This is a genomic window from Halobellus sp. Atlit-38R, from assembly GCF_003665925.1.
Lineage (GTDB): Archaea > Halobacteriota > Halobacteria > Halobacteriales > Haloferacaceae > Haloquadratum > Haloquadratum inordinatus.
In genome coordinates this window covers 65,967-84,777 of sequence record NZ_QXIJ01000004.1, presented here as the reverse complement: position 1 = coordinate 84,777, position 18,811 = coordinate 65,967, and the positions used below count along the sequence as shown (strand labels likewise).

Here is an 18,811-nt window from a genome sequence, read left to right as displayed (position 1 = left end):
ATATTATCTAAGCGACCGTCGAGAGTTCCAGCGACGAGAGACGGACCGGGGGTTTCGTCATCCTTTTTACCGGCGGGACGAACACTCGGGTATGAGCGAGCGCGACAAGTACCCGGCGGACTCGGGTCGCCGCCGATTCGTCAAAGGTGTCGTGGGGGGCGCGGCACTCGCTGGCGTCGGCGCGACGGGTGCGGCCGCAATCAATTCTGCGACGCAGTCGCCCGGCGCGGGCGGCGGTTCGACGCAGGCGTACGCTATCGAGAACACCGCGGGTCCGGCGCCGCGCGGAATGCCACAGATCCCCGTCGAGATCGACGACGAGGGGTATCTCAAGGGCGTCTGGCCCGAAGTCAAGACCGAACAACAAGGAGGAATCTCGATCCAGATCGCCGAGACGCAGGACTACAAGGGATCGGGCGTGGCCTACACGTCGGAGTGGTTCCAGTACTGCGGCGTCGAATCCTACGCCGGGATCGAGCCCGGTTACGACTCGGACAACTACTTCCGCGTCGGCTCGAACCCCGGCTACGACTGGGAGAGCGAGGTGTACTCCGAAGGCGACAAGCTTCACGTCGACGACTTCTCCGACTACAAAGAGTGGTCCAACGACGTCGGTGATCCGGGCCTCGGGAAACCCGCGACCGGCCGGTGGCGCTCGGAGGACGCCGAGGACGTCATTCCGATCCAGGTCATAAAGTCCGAACAGGTCGAACAGATGGCCCAGAACGACCCCTGGATCGAAGCCTCGACGGAGGAGGGCTTCATCGCGTGGCTCAACAAGTGCACGCACTTCTGTTGCGTCCCGAAGTACAAGAGCGAGGGCTCGGCGAAGTTCAACGCCGAAAACGACGTCTACTGCCAGTGCCACCAGTCGGTCTACGACCCGTACAGTCTGGTACAGACGCTCTTTACCGCCCGTCCGCGTCCGACCGAGTAGCGTCGCAGTCTCGGCGCCGGACCGGCCTGGGTCCACAACCGATCCACGTTCTCACACCGATAGTGGCGTCTGCACGTCCTCACACACTCGATCGCACGGCAGCGTTCGATCGGCGGCGCAATCAGTTGCAAACGCTACGACAGTAGTCGCAGACACGTCATTTTCGGACACATTCATGTAGGTAGCCCGCACAGAGTGAGGTAGTATGAGTGGGGGCGGGAGTGAGCCGGAGGCCGACAGCGCGGAGCTTGCCGCATCTGAGATTCACGACGTGCTCCGAAACGATCGGCGGCGGATCGTACTCGAACAGTTACGGGCGGGTGACGGTACCGAGACGGTCTCCGATCTCTCCGAGCACATCGGCGGCATCGAGGCCGACGAGTCTCCGCCACCGCGGAACGTCCGACAGAGCGTGTACGTTTCGCTGCATCAAACGCACCTTCCGAAGCTCGACAAACTCGGGATCGTCGAGTACGACCCCGATTCGAAGACCGTCTCGCTGGCCGACAACGCGGCAGACGTCGGCGTCTATATGGAGGTCGTCCCACAGTACGGCATCTCGTGGGCGGAGTACTACCTCGGGCTCGGGCTGCTCGGCGCGCTCTCACAGGTCGCGGCGATGATCGGCGTCCCGGTCGTGCGTGCGCTCAGCCCGGCGCTCATTGGGTTGTTGCTTTCCGGCGTCGTCGTCCTCTCCGCACTCTATCAGCTCCTCACGCAGCGCAGTTCCCTGTGGCACCGGCTCAGCGGTAACTGACCGGACGCAGCGTACACTGCGGGTGGCTGTGGCCGTCACGCTCAGGTACGTGCCGCTCTCTCTCGACAGTGATGCCTGACACGGCCATCGCGTGGTTCCGCCGGGACCTGCGAACGCACGACAACGAAGCGCTTGCCGCCGCTGCCGCAGCAGACCGAGTCCTCCCAGTCTACTGTGTCGACCCGCGGACGCACGGGGTGCAGCCGTACGGTGGCGCCGACTCCTTCCCCTACGAGAAACTGGGGACGCGACGCGCGCGCTTCCGGCGCGAATCTCTCGACGCCCTGCGCGACCGACTGCGCGGGCTCGGCTCGGACCTCCTCGTGCGTCGTGGTCGTCCCGAAGTCGTGCTGCCCAACCTCGCTGACGCTGTGGACGCCGACGTCGTGACGTTCCACGACCTCCCAGGACCGGACGAGCGGTCGGTTCGTGCAGCGGTGACAGCGGCACTGCGCGAGCGCGGCGTCACGCCGCGTCGGTTCTGGGGGCGGACGCTCCATCATATCGCCGACCTCCCAGCGCCGTACACCGCGATCAGCGACACCTACACGAAGTTTCGGAAGTCTGTCGAGGCCGACGCGATCGTCCGAGAGACGTATCCGCGCCCCTCGCTGCCGCCGGTCCCAGCCGGCGACGACCCAGGCGTCGACGCGGACGCGGTTCGCCCCGATTCGATCTCGGACGTCGGCGTCGCGGGCAATTCGCCTGGATCGTCGGACGCGGAACCCGGGGCCGGTGCGGACGCCGACGAGATCGCCGAGCGCGCGGTCCACCCCTTTCCGGGCGGCGAAGACGCCGCACTCGACCGCCTGACGTCGTACATCTGGGAGGGCGACCACCTCCGCGAGTACCGCGAGACGCGAAACGGACTCGTCGGTCCCGACTACTCCTCGAAGTTCTCGCCGTGGCTCAACGAGGGCTGTCTCTCGCCGCGACGTATCTACGAGGAGGTCAAGCGCTACGAGCGCGAGCGAGTCTCGAACGACTCGACGTACTGGCTGCTCTTCGAACTCCGCTGGCGGGACTTCTTTCAGTTCCAGCTCGCGAAGCACGGCGCGCAGTTCTTCGCCCCCGGCGGTCTCAGACGACGCGACGACGTCGACTGGCGATGGGACGAACAGGAGTTCGAACGGTGGCGAACCGGGCAGACGGGTATTCCCTTCGTCGACGCGAACGTGCGCGAACTGAACGCGACCGGATATCTCTCGAACCGCGGACGACAAAACGTCGCGTCCTTCCTCGTGAACGACCTCACGATCGACTGGCGACGCGGGGCGGCGTACTTCGAGACCCAACTCCTCGATTACGATCCGGCCTCGAACTACGGCAACTGGGCGTACATCGCGGGCGTCGGCAACGACTCCCGACAGCGGGCGTTCGACGTGCTCGCGCAGGCCCACCAGTACGACCCCAAAGCCGAGTACGTCGCGCGCTGGATTCCCGAACTCGACGGGCTCGTCCCACAGAAGGCTCACGAACCGTGGACGCTGTCGGAATCAGAACAGGCGAGATACGGGGTCGAACTCGGCGTCGACTACCCGCGCCCGATGATCGACCCTACGACGTCGGGCGACGATCCCGTTTAGGGCCACGCCCGGCCGCGAAGCCGCCAGGAGGCGGTCACGAGGGCCGTCACGAGCACGAACGCGATCAGCGAGAGCCGCGGGATCGTCAACAGGCCGTCCAGCATCGGATAGAGGATCGACGAACAGCCGCCACCGACCGAACAGGTCCCACCGACGCTGGGTCGGACCTGGAGGATCACGTGGTACGTCGCGACGCCGAGGCCGAGCAGCGAGAGCGGTAGCACGGTGCGAGCGACGCCCGGACGGTCTTCGAGCGTCGCGACGCCCAGAACGACAACGAGCGGATACAGCAGGATGCGCTGGTACCAGCAGAGCTCGCAGGGGACCAGCCCCAGCCCGAGGCTGAAATACAGGCTTCCGGCGGTGCCGATACCCGCGACGAGCGTCGCGAGTCCGAGCAACGGTCGCGTGCGCGACGTCATCGTCCCCGTTGAGACACCCCGGCGGCTTGAACGAATCGGTGGATGAGAGGTGACGAAGGGGGGCAACTGGACCTGACAGTCGCTAGAATGGTCCGGTACCTCCCCGATACTGGACCGAATCACGTCGGCGCGTCACCGCGGGAAGAAAGACTTATCATCGTTTCCCGACCGCAAACATCGTGAGGATAGTTATCAATGGGTATCGCCGAGACATACACACGCGGACGTCAGTTCGCGGTGGCACGGCCCGGTTCCGTTCTCTTGGCGCTCGTCGGGATCATCCTGTTGTACGACCTGCTCTCCGGTCTCGCGACCGGACAGACGTCGTTCAGCAGCGTCGGCTCGCTCGTCTGGGACGGGCTGATGCGCGGGCTGGTGATCGGTCTCGCGGGCATCGGGCTCTCTATGACGTACAGTATTCTGAACTTCGCGAACTTCGCGCACGGTGACTTCATCACCGCGGGCGCGTTCTCCGGGTGGGCGACGACGTACCTCGTCGCCGGCCTCGGTCGGGCCGACGTGGGGGCACTGTTGCTCGTCGGCGCGGGCGGGTCCGTCTTCGGCGGGACGCTCGGCATCGGCGTCACCGGGACGCCGCTGGCCGTCGTCGCCGGCGCGCTCGTCGCCGGTGTCGCCACCGTCGTCCTCGCACTGGGCATCGATCGGCTCGTCTTCAAGCCCATCCGCGACGAGGACGGCATCACGCTTCTCATCACGAGCGTCGGCGTCGCGTTCGCGCTGCGGTATCTGATGCAGTTCGTCTTCGGGTCGAGCGTCCGCGGCACGACGTCACAGCCGCCGTCGCTCTCGTTGTACTTCGTCGACGGGGCCGTCCGCATCAACGCCCACGACATCGCGCTCGTCGTCGTCGCCGGGGGGCTGATGCTCGCCGTGCACCTGCTCTTGCAGATGACGAAACTCGGGAAGGCGATGCGGGCGATGGCGGACAACGAGGACCTCGCCCAGATCACGGGCATCCCGACCGAGCGCGTCGTGCGCTCGGTGTGGGTCATCGGCGGCGGCCTCACCGGCGTCGCCGGCTATATGTTCATCCTCTGGAAGGGTACACTCGGCTTCAACGACGGGTGGCTCCTCTTGCTCCTCATCTTCGCCGCGGTCATCCTCGGCGGCATCGGCTCGATCTACGGCGCCATCGTCGGCGGCCTCGCGATCGGGCTGACAGCGTCGGTGTCGGTCATCTGGATCCCGTCGGCGTTCGCCCGCGCGGCGGCGTTCGCCGTGATGATCGTCCTGCTGCTCGTGAAACCAGAGGGCATCTTCTCCGGGAGGTCGACAGCATGAGCGTCCGCGACGACGTCTCCGCTCGCTTACCGGGTGGCGACGCCGGGCTAATCGTGGGCGTCCTCGTCGTCATCTACATCGCGTACGTCCTGATCGGCGTCGGCCTCGGCTACTCGCTGCGCGGCCAACTCAACACCATCGCGGTCCTCACGTTCTACATCGGCGTCTTCGCGATGCTCGCGCTCGCGCTCAACCTCCACTGGGGGTACACCGGGCTGTTCAACATCGGTATCGTCGGCTTCATGGCCGTCGGTATCTACGTGATGGCGCTGGTCTCGAAACCGCTCTACGAATCTGGCGGCGCGGCGCAGGTCGGTGGGCTCGGACTGCCGCTCGTCGTCGGCATCATCGCCGGGATGGTCGCGGCGGCGCTTCTCGGGCTGGTGATCGCGCTCCCGGCACTCCGGTTGCGGGCGGACTATCTCGCCATCGTGACGATCGCGATGTCCGAAATCGTCCGTTTCTCGTTCCTCTCGGGCGAACTCCAGCAGTTCCAACTGCTCGGCGAGCGCGTCGGCTTCGGCGGCGGATCGGGGCTCATCCTCGATTTCACCGACCCGCTGGAGGCGTTCTTCGGCTTCTTCGGCCTCTGGGACGCGTATCTGGGCTTCGTCGACTCGTTCGAGGTGCTCGTTCCTAACAACCCGAAACCCGTCGTCGATGGCCTCGTCTACGGCGTGGTGCTGCTCTTCTTCGTCGCGGCGTTCTACTGGCTGCTCAAGCGCACGGGCGAATCGCCGTTCGGCCGCGTCCTCAAGGCCATCCGTGAGGACGAGGACGTTGCGAACTCGCTCGGGAAGAACACGAACCGGTTCAAAATTAAGGCGTTTATGCTGGGCTGTGCGCTGATGGGCCTGGCGGGCATCCTCTGGCTGATGACGAGCGGTGCTGTCACGCCGAACTTCTTCCGGCCGCGAATCACGTTCTTCGTGTGGATCGCGCTGATCATCGGCGGTGCGGGCTCGAACACGGGAAGCGTTCTCGGCGGCGCGGTCTTCGCCGCGCTGCTCTATCAGGGGCCGCGGTACCTGAAGAACCTCGTCGACACCGTCCTGCCGAACGCGGACGCGCCGTCGGGATTCGGCCCGGCGATCGCGCCGCTCATCTCGAATTTCGATCCGGCACCGCTGTTCTTCTACACGATCGACAGCATCCGACAACTCCAACTCGTGTTTATGGGACTCGTGCTCATCTGGCTGATGCACAACCGACCGGAAGGAATGCTCGGCTACCGCAAGGAGACGGCCGCCGGCATCCCGCTGACCGCGGCACGTGCGCGCGGAACAGCGGAGACCGATGGCGGCGAATCCGGAGGTGGTTCCGATGAGTGAGGCGGCCGACGCGGGCGACGGCGACGAACCGGGTGTCGAATCCGGAGCCACGTCAGGCGCTGGTGCCGTCGGCGACGCGCCGACGGAACTGAACCTCGGCTCCGGCGGCCCGAGCGTCAGCGAGGAGTACCCGCTGCAGGTGGACAGTCTGCGGAAGTCCTTCGGCGGGATCACCGCCGTCGACGACGCGTCCTTCCAGGTCGAACGCGGGAGCCTCACCGGACTGATCGGCCCGAACGGCGCCGGGAAGTCGACGACGTTCAACCTCATCACGGGGATGCTCCAGCCGGACTCCGGAACCGTGACGTTCGACGGCGAGGACATCACCGGGGAGAAGCCCCACGCCATCGCGAACAGGGGGCTCGTCCGGACGTTCCAGATCGCCCGCGAGCTGCAGGAGATGACGGTGCTCGAGAATATGATGCTGGCACCGAAGTACCAGCGCGGCGAGGCGCTGTGGCGGTCGGTGACGCCGGGGTTCCGCGGCGACGTCATCGAGCAGGAGTCCGAGTTGCTCGATCGCGTCTGGAACGTACTCGAGTTCTTCGAGATCGACCACATCGCCGAGGAGTACGCCGGGAACCTCTCGGGCGGCCAACGGAAACTCCTGGAGATGGCGCGGGCGCTGCTCACCGACCCGGATATGCTGCTGCTCGATGAGCCGTTCGCCGGCGTCAATCCGTCGCTGGAGCGACGACTCCTCGATCACATTCACGAACTCCGCGAGCAGGGCTACACGTTCCTGCTCGTCGAACACGATATGGACCTGATTATGGAGAACTGCGAACGCGTCATCGTCCTCCACCAGGGCCGGGTCCTGACGGAGGGCACGCCCGCGGAGATACAGGCGAACGAAGAGGTCATCGAGGCCTACCTCGGAGGGAACGTATGAGCGCCGACACGACTGGGAGAGCCGACGGCGACGACGCCGCGGTCTCCCGTGAGACGATTCCGGAGCGCGGAGACCAGTCCTTACTCGAAGTTCGGGATCTCGACGCCGGCTACGGCGATCTCCAGATCCTCACCGACGTCGATATGGACGTCGCCGACGGCGAGTACGTCACCATCGTCGGCCCGAACGGGGCCGGCAAGTCGACGGTGATGAAGTCCGTCTTCGGGCTCACGACCCATATGGGCGGGACCGTGACCTTCGAGGGCGAGGACATCACCGGCCTCCGTCCGGAGGAGATCATCCACGAGGGTATCGGCTACGTCCCGCAGAACGACAACGTCTTCGCGTCGCTGACGGTTCGCGAGAACCTGGAGATGGGCGCGTACATCCTCGACGAGGTGCCACAGGACGCCCTCGACGCCGTCTTCGATCGGTTCCCGATCCTCGAGGAGCGACAGACCCAGAAGGCGGGCACGATGTCCGGCGGCCAACAGCAGATGCTCGCGATGGGCCGCGCGCTGATGCTCGATCCCTCGCTGCTCTTGCTCGACGAGCCCTCTGCGGGCCTCGCGCCCGACCTCGTCGACGACATGTTCGATCGCATCGACGCGATCAACGACGACGGGACGGCTATCCTGATGGTCGAGCAGAACGCCAAGGAGGCGCTCCGTCGCTGTGACCGTGGGTACGTCCTCGCGAACGGCCAGAATCGGTATATGGACGACGGCGACGTGCTGCTGAACGACGAGCAGGTCCGTCAGGACTTCCTCGGCGGATAACACGGCCGTCGCACCTTCTTTTCGATCCCACGGACTGCAGTAGACAGTGTCAGGTACCGACCTCGGACGACAGCAGACGGTGCCGGGTAGCGATCGCTCGCGACGCTACTCGGCTGTCGCCGTCGAAAAAATCCGGAATCGATCGAACGGGTCGCTCTAGCTGTCCGGTCCCGACAGCGCCGTCTCGATGACGGAGGAGTACGAGGACTCGCCTTTGTTGAAGGCGACCTTGTGGTAGACCTCGCCGCCGAACTGCTCGGTGAAGACGCTGCTGAAGCGGTCCGAGAGCTGCTGGCCGTAGTCGTTGTTGACGTACAGCGTCGAGACGGAACTGACGCCGAGCCGTTCGGACATCACTTGCGCCATCACGCGGCCCTGCAGGAAGTCCGAGGGCGCCGTCCGGAAGATGTAGTCGTCGTCGTCGAGGTTCGACACCGACAGCGCGGTGGACGACGGCGAACAGCCGACGATCTCGTTCGGGATGAACACCTGCTGTGAGACGGGAACGTTGACCCCCGAGGACGCCGACCCGCAGACGCTCGGCACGCCGGCGCTCGCGAGCGTCTCGGCGGCCGAGGTACCGGCGCTCGGCGACGTCTGGGTGTCTTCGATCTGCGCGTTGACCGACAGGCCGGCGGGGTTGGCCTCGTTGATCTGCGTCACGGGGATCTGTGCCGCCTGGATCATCGGCTGTCCGACGGAGGCGAGGTCACCGGTCTCGGGAAGCAGGATTCCGACAGACATCTCGCGGTCGCTGCCGCCTGATCCGCTATCGGCAGAAGAACCGGCGCCGTCGGGATTCTCGCCCTCGAAGTTCTGGACTTCGACCTGGCTCGTCCCGCCGTCGGCGAACTCCCAGATGGAGTAGGCTGCGGACGCCGGGTCGCCGTCTTCGTTGAAGTTCGTCGCCGACGACGCGCCCTGATAGTTCACGTCTTCGCCGTTGGCGGCCGCCTCGACGCCCTCGACGAGGTTCTCGGGTGTGACGGTCATTCCGTCCGGGTTCGCGATCCGGCGCATCTGCTCTTGAATCGCCGTGCCGTCGTTCGCGCCGGCAGCGGCGTTCGCGAGGAGCTGAATCGCGACGGAGTCGTACGTCTGCGAGGTGAACACGCCGGGCGAGGAGCCGTACTCGTCCTGGAACAGCGTGTTGAACGCCTCCTGGTTCGGCCCGCCGGCTGCCGGGGCCGTCCCGGTGACGTTCGCCATATCGTTCCCGACCTGGCCCGGCATCGCACCGTCGCGGAGGCCGTCAGGAACGAGAATCTCCTCGCTACCGTCAGATTGGCTGTAGTAGTCACGGAACAACTGAATCCCACTTTCGGGGTACCCGATGACGACGAGGCCTTCCGGGCCGCCGCTGCCGCCGCCACCGCCGCCGGTCGTCGTGGTTTCGCCGCCACCGTCTCCGCCTTCGGTACCCCCACCGTCGCCGCCGCTTTCTCCGGGGCTTCCAATACAGCCAGCGAGTCCAGTTGCACCGATTGCACCAGCCGCACCGACGCGCTTCATAAAGTCGCGCCGTACGATATCACGTGCCATATCCCTCGGAAGGGGACTCCTCCGTATAAATGTATCCGTTACAATACTGTGCGTTCGGGTATATGCACTATACAATGACAACAATTCACGTGGTGAGATCCGTCCGTACCCGGTGTCTGCTATTCCCGGTCGAGACGAGCGCGGGGGCGTACTGATCGACTCCTGACGTTTTGGGATGGCGTGTCAGTGATGGTCCAGTCTCGTCCGGTTCGGATGTGTTCACTTGTCCCAAAGGCGCACCAGCAGACCTCCAAATCGCCACGCTCAAGCGCTCGGGGACCCGCGCATCAAGAGATGACCATCCCCTCGTTCGTCATCGGGATCGCGGGCGGCACCGGCGCGGGGAAGACGACCGTCGCGCGCCTCATCACCGAGAACGTCGGCGACGACGTCACGCGGATCCCGCTGGACAACTACTACGAGGATCTGAGCCACCTCGACTTCGAGGAGCGTGAGGACGTCAACTACGACCACCCGTCGGCCTTCGAGTGGGAACTGATCCGCGAGCAGGTATCGACGCTCCTGGAAGGACAGCCCATCGAGATGCCGACCTACGACTTCGAGACCCACAATCGGACCGACGATCCCGAGACGGTCGAACCGACGGACGTCATCGTCGTCGAGGGGATCTTCGCGCTCTACGACGAGGAGATCAACGAGATGCTCGATCTCCGCTTGTACGTCGAGACCGACGCCGACGTCCGAATCCTTCGCCGTATCCAACGCGACGTGATCGACCGCGGGCGCGATCTGGAGGGCGTCATCGATCAGTACCTCTCGACGGTCAAGCCGATGCACGAACAGTTCGTCGAGCCCACGAAGCGCCACGCCGACCTCATCGTCCCGGAGGGAGCGAACACGGTTGCAGTGAACCTCCTCGAAGAGAAGATCCGCGCCGAGGCCGGCGGCAGTACACCGCGGGAGTGGGAGCGTGACTCCGTCGAAGAGGCGCTCGTCGATCAGATCTCGGTCGACCCCGATCAGTGACCGCGCTGGAAACGCGGCTCCGACGAGCGAGCGACCTGACGCCGTCCCGCGTCGGCGTCCCGGGAACGTCCCGATTCGTCGACGTCGGCGACGTGAGGCTGCACACCGTCCTCGCCGGGCCGGAAGACGGCGAACCGGTCGTCTTGCTTCACGGTTTCCCGGAGTTCTGGTACGGCTGGCACGCGTATCTCGAACCGCTGGCGAACGCAGGCTACCGCGTCGTCGTCCCCGATCAGCGCGGCTACCACCGGAGCGAGAAGCCCACCTCCGTCTCGGCGTACCACCCCGACAGGCTCGCGGGCGACGTTTGTGGACTCCTCGATGCGCTCGACATCCAGGATGCCCACCTCGTCGGACACGACTGGGGCGCGCTCGTCGGGTGGTGGGTCGGCCTCCACACGCCCGAGCGACTCCGGACGCTCTCGATTCTCAACGTCCCGCACCCGACGGCGTTCCGGCGCTCGCTCACCCGGAATCCGCGACAGCTCTTGCGAAGCTGGTATGCGGGGTTCTTCCAGTTACCTCGGGTCCCGGAACTGCTTGCACCTGCCGGAAACTGGCGCGTTCTCACCGACGTTCTCGAACAAACCAGCCGCCCGGGAACGTTCGACGAGACCGATTTCGAGCGCTATCGAACGGCCTGGGGCGTCGATGCCGCGTATCGATCGATGGTGAACTGGTATCGAGCGATGGGTCGTGCGAACCCCCGCCCACGAACCGAACGGGTGACGCCGCCGACGCTCGTGCTCTGGGGGGCGAACGACGACTTCCTCCTGGAATCGCTGGCTGCAGAGAGCGCAGCCTACTGCGCCACGAGCCGACTCGTCGTCCTCGACGACGCCACGCACTGGCTGCACCACGAAGAGCCGGATCGGGTGCTGGCCGAACTCACGCGGCAGTTTCGCACGGCCCCCTAACTCCGCTCTCCGGTTCCAACCGGCGATCGCTTCGGTGTCGCAGTTGGCTCCATCGCCGCCCCTCGGACTATATATATCTTAAGAGTACACTTAGCGAGATACTTATACGGACCCGGGAAAGGGTCAGGTGACGCGAGGTCGTCGCGCCGGCGGGATGAGCTCCGTTGGATTCGCGCTCGCGTCCCTTCATGAGCCGGTCGGTCGGGGGGCGAACCCCTGCGGCCGACTGTCGAAACAACGTCGTGAGCGACTGGTCTCCGCTGACGATCGGACGACAGCGCCACGTTCAAATCGCCCCGGAGAGACCGTCGAATATGGCGGATCTCGGCAAAGTCGATCGCTCGTTCTTCGACGAGTACGTCTTCCCGCGTCTCGGTGCCGACCGCGGCGACGTGGCGCTCGGTCCGACGCACGGCGTCGACTTCGGCGTGTTAGATCTCGACGGTACGGCCGTCGCTATCGCGACCGATCCCGTCTCCGTCCTTCCGGGCCTCGGATTCGAGCGCGCCGGGCGGTTCGCGCTCGATTTCGTCCTCGCGGACGTCGCTGTCTCCGGACTCGCTCCCTCTCATCTCGCCATCTCGTTCACGCTCCCGCCCGATTTCGACGACGAGTCGTTCGCGACCCTGTGGGAGTCGATGCACCGAGAGGCCGCGGACCTCGGCGTCTCGGTCGTCACCGGCCACACCGCCCGCTACAGCGGCTGTTCCTTCCCGTGGGTCGGCGGCGCGACGGCGCTCGGCGTCGGCGATCACGACGACCTGATCCGCCCGGACGGCGCACGCGTCGGCGACGACGTGCTCGTGACGAAGGGTCCCGGCGTGGAGGCCACGGGGCTCCTCACGTCGCTGTTCCCCGATCAGTTCGACCTCGACGCGGCGACGCTCGCGGCCGCGCAGTCCCGCCTCGACGACGCGTCCTGCGTCCGCGACGCGATGACCGCGGCCGCGGTGGGCGGCGTTCACGCGATGCACGACGCGACCGAGTGCGGACTCTTCGGCGCGTTCGTCGAGGTCGCAGACGGTGCTGGCGTCCGATTCGAGCTCTCAACGGGCGACATCCCGCTCTTGTCGGGCGTCCGCGAGACCGCCGACGCGCTGGGGATCGACCCGTGGAAGGCGACCACCGGCGGGACGCTCGTGCTGACGGTCGATCCCGATCGCACTGCGGACGTCGTCGGCGCGCTGGAGTCAGAAGGAACGCCGGTCGGCGTCGCTGGAACGGTCGAATCCGGCACGGGCGTCGCAGTCGACGGTGCGGAGATTGCACATCCCGACGTCGATCCCTCGTGGGCGGCCTTCGAGGAGTTGGCGCGAGCGAGCGACGTGGAAGACAGCGCGTGACTGCCGTCGTCCGCTTACTCTAGCCGCTCGGCGTACTCGCGGTCCAGTCTATCTGCCGCCGGATACTCGCCGTCGAGTTCGATCCGCCACCCCTCCAGGACTGTCGGGTCCTCGAGTGCGTCGCCCAGCGTCCCTCGGATGTCGTGGACGTTGACGCCGTAGTAGTCGTCGGGGACGCCCCGGAGGTACTGCAGCGCGGTACGGAACAGCGAGCGCATTCCGTCGTCGTCCTCGAAATCGAAGTGCTTGTACGCGCCGGCGGCGACCTGGACCATTCCGTGGAGAAACGCGCTTTCGGTCGTCCCCGACCCGTAGTTGTACCACTCCACCTCGAAGCAGTCGTGCGACTCGTGGAAGGCCCCCGAGTTGTAGAGTCGGACCCCGTGGATCGTCGCCCGGCGAAGCGTCCCGTGCTCCCACCCGTTCGACGCGGCCCGCGTCGGATCCCAACCGGTCGGCGTACCGGTCGTCGGCGGCCCCACTGTGTCGTCGCGGGTGTGGTCTGTCACGTTCGCTGCTTCGGGCCCCACAAACAAAGAGATTTGACTCTCCGTCACTTGACGAGAATCAATGCGAATCTACGAACTCGGGGAGGGGACACCCGAGGTCGCCGTCGTCGGATCAGTCCACGGGGACGAACCCTGCGGGGAGCGGGCGATCGAACGCTTCGTCGCGTCCGATCCGGACGTCGAGCGGCCGGTAAAGCTCATCGTCGCCAACGAGGAGGCGCTTGCGGCCGACGTCCGCTACCTCGACGAGGACCTCAACCGGGCGTTCCCGGGCGATCCGAACGCAACGACGCACGAAGGCCGGCTCGCGCACGATCTCGTGCGCGAACTCCGAGGAAAGACTGTCCTCTCGCTGCACTCGACGCAGTCGTACGCCGAGCCGTTCGCACTCGTCGACGAGGTCGGCGCGGTGTCGCGGGCGATCTGTCCGCACCTCCCGATCGAGTACCTCGTCGAGACGGGCTCGTTCGCGGGCGGTCGACTCATCGATCACGCACACACGATCGAGGTCGAGACCGGTCTGCAGGGAACCGAGGAGGCTGCGACGAACGCCTACTGGCTCGTTCGCGCGTTCCTGTCGGCGACGGGTGTGCTGCCCGCGCCGATCGAAGGCGACGTCGAACCGCCGCTGTCGCTACCCCGGCGAGAGGAAGACGAAGTGACGGTCTTCCGCCTGCTCGATCAGATTCCGAAGGACCCCGCCGAGGACTACCGAGTCTTCGTCGATAACTTCCAGCGCGTCGCGCCGGGCGATCCGGTCGCCGCCGCCGATGGAGAGTCCTACAGCGCAGACAGCGAGTTCTATCCGGTGCTCCTCTCGGCGTACGGCTACGAGGACGTGTTCGGCTACGCGGCCGATCGGCTCGGCACGCTCGCGTGAGGAGGACATCCGGACCTACCGGGTAGATCTGAAGCGACGGCTGTCGAACGACGACGCGAGACGAGTTCTCCGACTACGATTCCGGCGGGGCGAGTTCGACGAGCGTCAGCTCTCGGTCGAGATAACAGAACTCGTGGGGTGGGTCGCCACGGACCTCGTCGATCCGGTACTCCGTCTCGAAGTCCGCACCCTCCGGTACGCAGTACTCGTGGCTCGGACACTCCGTGTGGGGGCACGGGCCGGGGAGCGTCACCTTGCTGCCGGCGTAGGCTCCCTTCGAGGCGACGTTGGCCGTGATCGAGGCCGGCTCGACTTCGACGGCGCGAACGCCGGTATCGTGGACGGCGCAATCGAGGAGTTGTCCGTTCTCGCGAACGTCCGTCACCTCGTAGCGGACGCCTTCGGTGAGGTTCAGACACTGCTGTCGGTAGGGACAGCCCTCGCACGCCGACGACTCGCCCTCGTAGACGAACTCCGTCCCCGGAGACGCGAGCCGGTCGCCGATGAGCGTGACCTGGGACATCTACGTCCGACTATTCGTCGCGCGCGGTTAAGCGTGTGTGTCCGGCGGAACGGACGCGGCCGAGAGTCGCGACTGTGGTGGGCCGAGTCCAGCGATCGGCCTGACACGACCGCGACGCGTCGCTGTGAGTTGGCGAACAGTCGGCACCGACAATCAATCCCACGTCGACGTGCCGAACGACCGCGGCCCGACGCGGGACGAGCGTCATCGCACACGCCCGCTGTCGTCGGATTGGTATAAGAACCTGCGGAGGCGTCGGATTGCGCGGCGGGAGTCGACTCATTCAGACCGGCGTGCGCCCGTCCCTGTGAGCCCGCGATCCGCGAGCGCGTCGAGACGGATTTCGCTGCCGTCGATCGGCACGCCCGCGTACTCGTCGTCGTCGAGGAGAAGCGCCCCGTCGAGGTCCGCGTAGTCGAGCAGCGGTGCGAGGTGACAGGCGGCCGCGATGGCGGCGTTCGTCTCGATCATACAGCCGAGCATCACCTCCAGTCCGTGCGCGCGAGCGGCGGCGATCATCCGCCGCGCTTCCGGGAGTCCGCCGCACTTCATCAGTTTCAGATTCACGATGTCCGTTCGGTCGGCGACCGCCGGGACGTCCGGGAGCGTCACGCAGGACTCGTCGGCCGCGATCGGGAGCGCGGAACGCTCGTAGACGAACCGCAGGCCCTCGGGATCGCTCGCCGGAACCGGCTGCTCGACGAACTCGACGTCGTAGGCGGCGAGTCGGTCGGTCATCCGGACCGCCTCCCGCGGTGTCCACGCCTCGTTCGCGTCGACGCGGATCCGCGCTTCGGGCGCTTCCTCGCGGACGGCGGCGACGATCTCCTCGTCGCGGCCGGTACCGAGTTTTATTTTCAGCACGTCGTAGCCGTCGTCCACGGCTGCACGCGTCTTTTCGCGCATTCGGTCGGTCTCGTCGAGTCCGATCGTGAACGACGTTTTCGGTGCCTCATCGGGGTCGAGACCCCACTGTCGGTACAGCGGCACGCCGAAGCGCTTCGCGGCGAGGTCGTGCAGCGCGACGTCGACCGCCGTACGCGCCGCCGGGTTGTCCTCGACGACGCCGCGGAGTTTCCGCTCGATCGCCGCGATCGCGTGCGGGTCGTCGACGGACTCGACGACTGCGAGCAGGTCGGGCAGGACCGCCTCGACGGTTGCGGCCGTCTCCCCGTAGTGGGCCGAGGGTGCGGCGGCACCGACGCCCGTGGCCCCCTCGTCGTCGGTGATCCGGACGACGACGTTCTCCGCGGTGGTCTGGGTGCCGCGCGAGATCGTGAACGCGTCCGCGAGCGGGAGCGTGACGCGCTCGAACTCCGTCGAGAGCATCGCTCACTCCGCCCCGAGGATCGAGTCCAGAACCGCGTCGGCGTCGAACCGGACGACGTCGGTCGCCGGCTGACCGAGTTCCTCGGCGTAGGCATCGACGGCGGCCTGCGCCTCCGCGTCGTCTTCAATGTCCGAAGTGTTCAGCGCGCCCGCGACGACCGCACCCTCGTGGACGGGCGCGGCGAGGTTTTCGTAGAGATCGACGTATTCGTCGAGCGCGGGGAGCGAGAACGACTCGTATCCGTGGATCGCCTCACGACCCGCCGTGTGACAGAGGACCATCGAGTCCGGCATCGAACCGTGGAGGATGCCGCAGGTAACCGCGGAGTACGCCGGGTGGACGATGCTGCCCTGTCCTTCGACGAACAGCACGTCGTAGTCGTCGCCGACTTCCAGCAGCATCTCCTCGACGGCGCCCGCGGTGAAGTCCGAGACGACGCGGTCGATAGGGTTGCCCCAGCCGGCGATCATAATGCCCGTCTGGCCCGTCGGGATGAATCCGGCGTCGACGCCGCGTTCGCGTGCGGCCTCGACGAGTTCGAGCGCGACCGTCATCTTCCCGACCGAGCAGTCCGTCCCGACCGTCAGCACGACCTCGGCGTCGATGTCGGCACTTTGGCCGCCGGCGACGGTCAAGTCCGCTTTCGGCTTGCGCACGTCGCGGAGGGCGACGTCGTGCTCGGCGGCGAGGTCGGCGAACTCCTCGTCTTCGGAGAGGAAGTAGTGGAGGCCGGCGACGACGTCACAGCCTCGTTCGATCGCGGTACGCACGTCGGGCCGCCAGGAGTCGTCGAAGTCGCCACCGATCGGCGAGATGCCGATCAGGAGCGTGTCCGCCTCGGGCGCGTCCGCCATCGAGGAGACGATCGGCACCTCGGGTAGGTCGCGCCGGTGGTCTGTCGTGACCGTTCCGGCGCGGTCACGGTCGAGGACGGCGACGACGTCGTAATCGGCGTATTTGAGGACGCCCGTGGCCGTCTTCGCCCGCTCGGGGAACTTCTCGTGTGCGAGGACGACGACCCGTTCGGGGTCGTCGCTGTCTGAACCTGCGGTCATACCTGAACCGAGGCCGAGGGCGGTTTTAATCCTCGTGGTTTGGACACCCTTCATACGGATTGTCGTAACTGCTCGGAGAGTCTCGCCGTACCGTCCGGAGAGAAATCTATCGTAGCGTTTGTAAGTCTTCACGCACCGAATCGCACGCGGTCGTGCGATTGGCTATGTACTCAGTTGCAGGCGCTGCTATATGAGGACTTCCGATACTCTCTATCAAAGCAGCGACAGCCGGACCGTCCAGAACTCTCGAACCGCTCGCTGGAGCGCCTCGCCGGGGGCGCCACTGGCGTCGACGGCAGCCGTCCGGTCGGCGAGGTCGGTGAACTGTCCCAGCACCGTCTGTTCGCCGAGTACGACCAGATCGGCGTCGTCTGAAAGCCCGATCGAACCGTCGCGCACGTCCGAATCAAGATGTGTCTCGATAGCGTCGCGCGCCCGGCCGAGATGATCGTCGACCTGCTGGTCGCGCCGTCGCTCGAAGCGTGCCTGCGAGAACCCGCCCTTCGAGTGCGATCCCATCACGTCGGATTCGATGTCGTCGACGAGCGTCACGGCGTCGCCGTCGTAGATCCCGAGCGCGAACAGATCCGAGCGCACGAGGGCGACCCAGGTCGGCGCGGCGGGAGCGAACCACGACCGATCGAGCCTGAACTCGGAATCCCACGCGGCGAACGGCGCGGGCGGCGTCGGCGGGTCGAGCGCGGCAGCGACGAGCCCGGCGTCGTCGACGCAGACCAGGCAGGGCGCGGCGCGACGGATCAGCGCTGCACGCTCGCCGAGCGCGTCCGAAACGGCCTCGGGGACCTCTTCGTCAACCATCGCGGTCAGCGCGCCTTCTGGTCCGGTCTCGAAGGACGCGAGTCGCGAGAGAACCTCATCCCGGCGCTCGCCGCGGAGGGCCTCAGTGTCGCGGAAGTCGACGTCGGCCGTCTCGTCGCCCGAGAGCCGCTCGACCCGCTCTTCGAGCCCTTCGATCCGGTCTTCGAGTCGATTGACTTCCGCCTCGGCCTCCTGTCGTTTCCGGGCGGCCTCCGATCGGCGCTCCTCTTCGGCCTCGGCGCGGCGTTCGAGGTGGCGTTTTTCCTCCTCTAGTTCCTCGATCCGGGCTTTGAGCTCTGCGCGGCCGAGCAACTCGTCGAGCATACCACGACGCGCGACCCCGGGCCACTTATACTGTCGGTTCTCGGAGACGACCGTCGACTGCTCAGGTCGGCAGGCGCTCCAGTCGCCGTTCAGACTGCGGGACACACCGGAGCAACGACCAAAAATAAGCGCTGTCGGGGAGGTCACTACCGGCCCCACCTCACGCCACGGCTTCGTCGTCGCCGAAACGATAGCCCGAGTACCGGAGGAGTTCGGCCGCGCGGTCGGGTCGCGCCAGCAACACGTCGCGTTCGGCCGGGAGGTCGGCGTCAGTGACTGATTCGGGGACGGCGAGCGTTCCCGAGGGGACCTCGTCGTCGCCGAGGACCGGGATGTGGCCACGATCGAGTTTCATCACGAGCGGCGCGTCGGTGCGGAAGAGCCCCTCGTCGCCGTAGAGGTGCTCGTTTACCCGCTCGTGATCCGCCCGCTGGATCGCGGGGACGTCCCGATCTGACGGCTCGACGTACAGTCGTCCCAGGTAGTAGCTCGTGGAGAACGTTTCGAACATCTGTGCGAGATGTTCTCACACATACATACTGATAAGTCTTTCTGGAAACCTACAAGTCGAAGCGC

19 protein-coding genes are annotated in these 18,811 nt (G+C 66.1%); 11 read left to right on the top strand and 8 right to left on the bottom strand.

The window, feature by feature from the left end; genetic code table 11:
* The first annotated feature begins 91 nt into the window (after nt 1–91).
* From D3D02_RS07050 to D3D02_RS07040, 3 genes are all read left to right on the top strand, one after another.
* Nucleotides 92–937 carry a Rieske 2Fe-2S domain-containing protein gene (locus D3D02_RS07050; RefSeq protein ID WP_121569283.1) on the top strand — a complete coding sequence of 282 codons (846 nt, stop codon included), beginning with the start codon at nt 92–94 and terminating at the stop codon, nt 935–937.
* 205 nt (nt 938–1,142) lie between these two features.
* Nucleotides 1,143–1,694 (top strand): hypothetical protein, encoded by a 552-nt coding sequence (locus tag D3D02_RS07045; protein ID WP_121569282.1) that lies wholly within the window; start codon nt 1,143–1,145, stop codon nt 1,692–1,694.
* 68 nt (nt 1,695–1,762) lie between these two features.
* Entirely contained in the window at nt 1,763–3,280 is a 1,518-nt protein-coding gene (locus tag D3D02_RS07040) for a DASH family cryptochrome (RefSeq protein WP_121569281.1), read from the top strand.
* On the opposite strand, the gene D3D02_RS07035 is transcribed toward D3D02_RS07040, so the two are convergent.
* Nucleotides 3,277–3,702, bottom strand: coding sequence for a disulfide bond formation protein B (locus D3D02_RS07035; protein ID WP_121569280.1), 426 nt, complete (start codon nt 3,700–3,702; stop codon nt 3,277–3,279). The two genes, D3D02_RS07040 and D3D02_RS07035, sit on opposite strands and share 4 nt — an antisense overlap.
* 363 nt (nt 3,703–4,065) lie before the next feature.
* Here D3D02_RS07035 and D3D02_RS07030 point away from each other — a divergent pair, with 363 nt between their 5' ends.
* The 4 genes from D3D02_RS07030 to D3D02_RS07015 are packed head-to-tail and all read left to right on the top strand — an operon-like array spanning nt 4,066 to nt 8,006.
* Entirely contained in the window at nt 4,066–5,004 is a 939-nt protein-coding gene (locus D3D02_RS07030) for a branched-chain amino acid ABC transporter permease (protein ID WP_233560610.1), read from the top strand.
* Nucleotides 5,001–6,335: a branched-chain amino acid ABC transporter permease gene (locus D3D02_RS07025; protein ID WP_121569278.1), complete on the top strand. Its 1,335-nt coding sequence runs from the start codon at nt 5,001–5,003 to the stop codon at nt 6,333–6,335. Before D3D02_RS07030 ends, D3D02_RS07025 begins: the two co-directional genes overlap by 4 nt.
* Nucleotides 6,328–7,227: an ABC transporter ATP-binding protein gene (locus D3D02_RS07020; RefSeq protein WP_121569521.1), complete on the top strand. Its 900-nt coding sequence runs from the start codon at nt 6,328–6,330 to the stop codon at nt 7,225–7,227. Before D3D02_RS07025 ends, D3D02_RS07020 begins: the two co-directional genes overlap by 8 nt.
* Nucleotides 7,224–8,006, top strand: coding sequence for an ABC transporter ATP-binding protein (locus tag D3D02_RS07015; protein WP_121569277.1), 783 nt, complete (start codon nt 7,224–7,226; stop codon nt 8,004–8,006). The genes D3D02_RS07020 and D3D02_RS07015 overlap by 4 nt, the downstream gene beginning before the upstream one ends.
* A gap of 156 nt (nt 8,007–8,162) precedes the next feature.
* On the opposite strand, the gene D3D02_RS07010 is transcribed toward D3D02_RS07015, so the two are convergent.
* A complete protein-coding gene (locus D3D02_RS07010) occupies nt 8,163–9,548 on the bottom strand; it encodes an ABC transporter substrate-binding protein (RefSeq protein WP_121569276.1) in 1,386 nt (461 codons plus the stop codon).
* A gap of 294 nt (nt 9,549–9,842) precedes the next feature.
* Between D3D02_RS07010 and udk the strand changes: the two genes are divergently transcribed.
* From udk to D3D02_RS06995, 3 genes are all read left to right on the top strand, one after another.
* Nucleotides 9,843–10,535 carry a uridine kinase gene (gene udk, locus D3D02_RS07005; protein ID WP_121569275.1) on the top strand — a complete coding sequence of 231 codons (693 nt, stop codon included), beginning with the start codon at nt 9,843–9,845 and terminating at the stop codon, nt 10,533–10,535.
* A 5-nt stretch (nt 10,536–10,540) separates the two neighbouring features.
* Nucleotides 10,541–11,452: an alpha/beta fold hydrolase gene (locus tag D3D02_RS07000; RefSeq protein WP_121569520.1), complete on the top strand. Its 912-nt coding sequence runs from the start codon at nt 10,541–10,543 to the stop codon at nt 11,450–11,452.
* Nucleotides 11,453–11,766: 314 nt separating this feature from the next.
* Nucleotides 11,767–12,795: an AIR synthase family protein gene (locus D3D02_RS06995; RefSeq protein WP_121569519.1), complete on the top strand. Its 1,029-nt coding sequence runs from the start codon at nt 11,767–11,769 to the stop codon at nt 12,793–12,795.
* A gap of 14 nt (nt 12,796–12,809) precedes the next feature.
* On the opposite strand, the gene D3D02_RS06990 is transcribed toward D3D02_RS06995, so the two are convergent.
* Entirely contained in the window at nt 12,810–13,304 is a 495-nt protein-coding gene (locus D3D02_RS06990; protein ID WP_121569518.1) for a DUF309 domain-containing protein, read from the bottom strand.
* Nucleotides 13,305–13,365: 61 nt separating this feature from the next.
* Between D3D02_RS06990 and D3D02_RS06985 the strand changes: the two genes are divergently transcribed.
* Nucleotides 13,366–14,184: a succinylglutamate desuccinylase/aspartoacylase family protein gene (locus D3D02_RS06985; protein WP_121569274.1), complete on the top strand. Its 819-nt coding sequence runs from the start codon at nt 13,366–13,368 to the stop codon at nt 14,182–14,184.
* Nucleotides 14,185–14,257: 73 nt separating this feature from the next.
* Here D3D02_RS06985 and D3D02_RS06980 read toward each other — a convergent pair whose 3' ends face one another.
* From D3D02_RS06980 to D3D02_RS06955, 5 genes are all read right to left on the bottom strand, one after another.
* Nucleotides 14,258–14,707, bottom strand: a complete 450-nt coding sequence (locus D3D02_RS06980) for a UPF0179 family protein (RefSeq protein ID WP_121569273.1) — start codon at nt 14,705–14,707, stop codon at nt 14,258–14,260.
* A gap of 279 nt (nt 14,708–14,986) precedes the next feature.
* Nucleotides 14,987–16,036: a dipeptide epimerase gene (locus D3D02_RS06970; protein WP_121569271.1), complete on the bottom strand. Its 1,050-nt coding sequence runs from the start codon at nt 16,034–16,036 to the stop codon at nt 14,987–14,989.
* Nucleotides 16,037–16,039: 3 nt separating this feature from the next.
* Entirely contained in the window at nt 16,040–17,092 is a 1,053-nt protein-coding gene (locus tag D3D02_RS06965; protein WP_121569270.1) for a DUF1611 domain-containing protein, read from the bottom strand.
* A gap of 213 nt (nt 17,093–17,305) precedes the next feature.
* Entirely contained in the window at nt 17,306–18,235 is a 930-nt protein-coding gene (locus D3D02_RS06960; protein ID WP_121569269.1) for a Vms1/Ankzf1 family peptidyl-tRNA hydrolase, read from the bottom strand.
* 160 nt (nt 18,236–18,395) lie between these two features.
* A complete protein-coding gene (locus D3D02_RS06955) occupies nt 18,396–18,746 on the bottom strand; it encodes a DUF5802 family protein (RefSeq protein ID WP_121569268.1) in 351 nt (116 codons plus the stop codon).
* Nucleotides 18,747–18,811 lie beyond the last annotated feature (65 nt).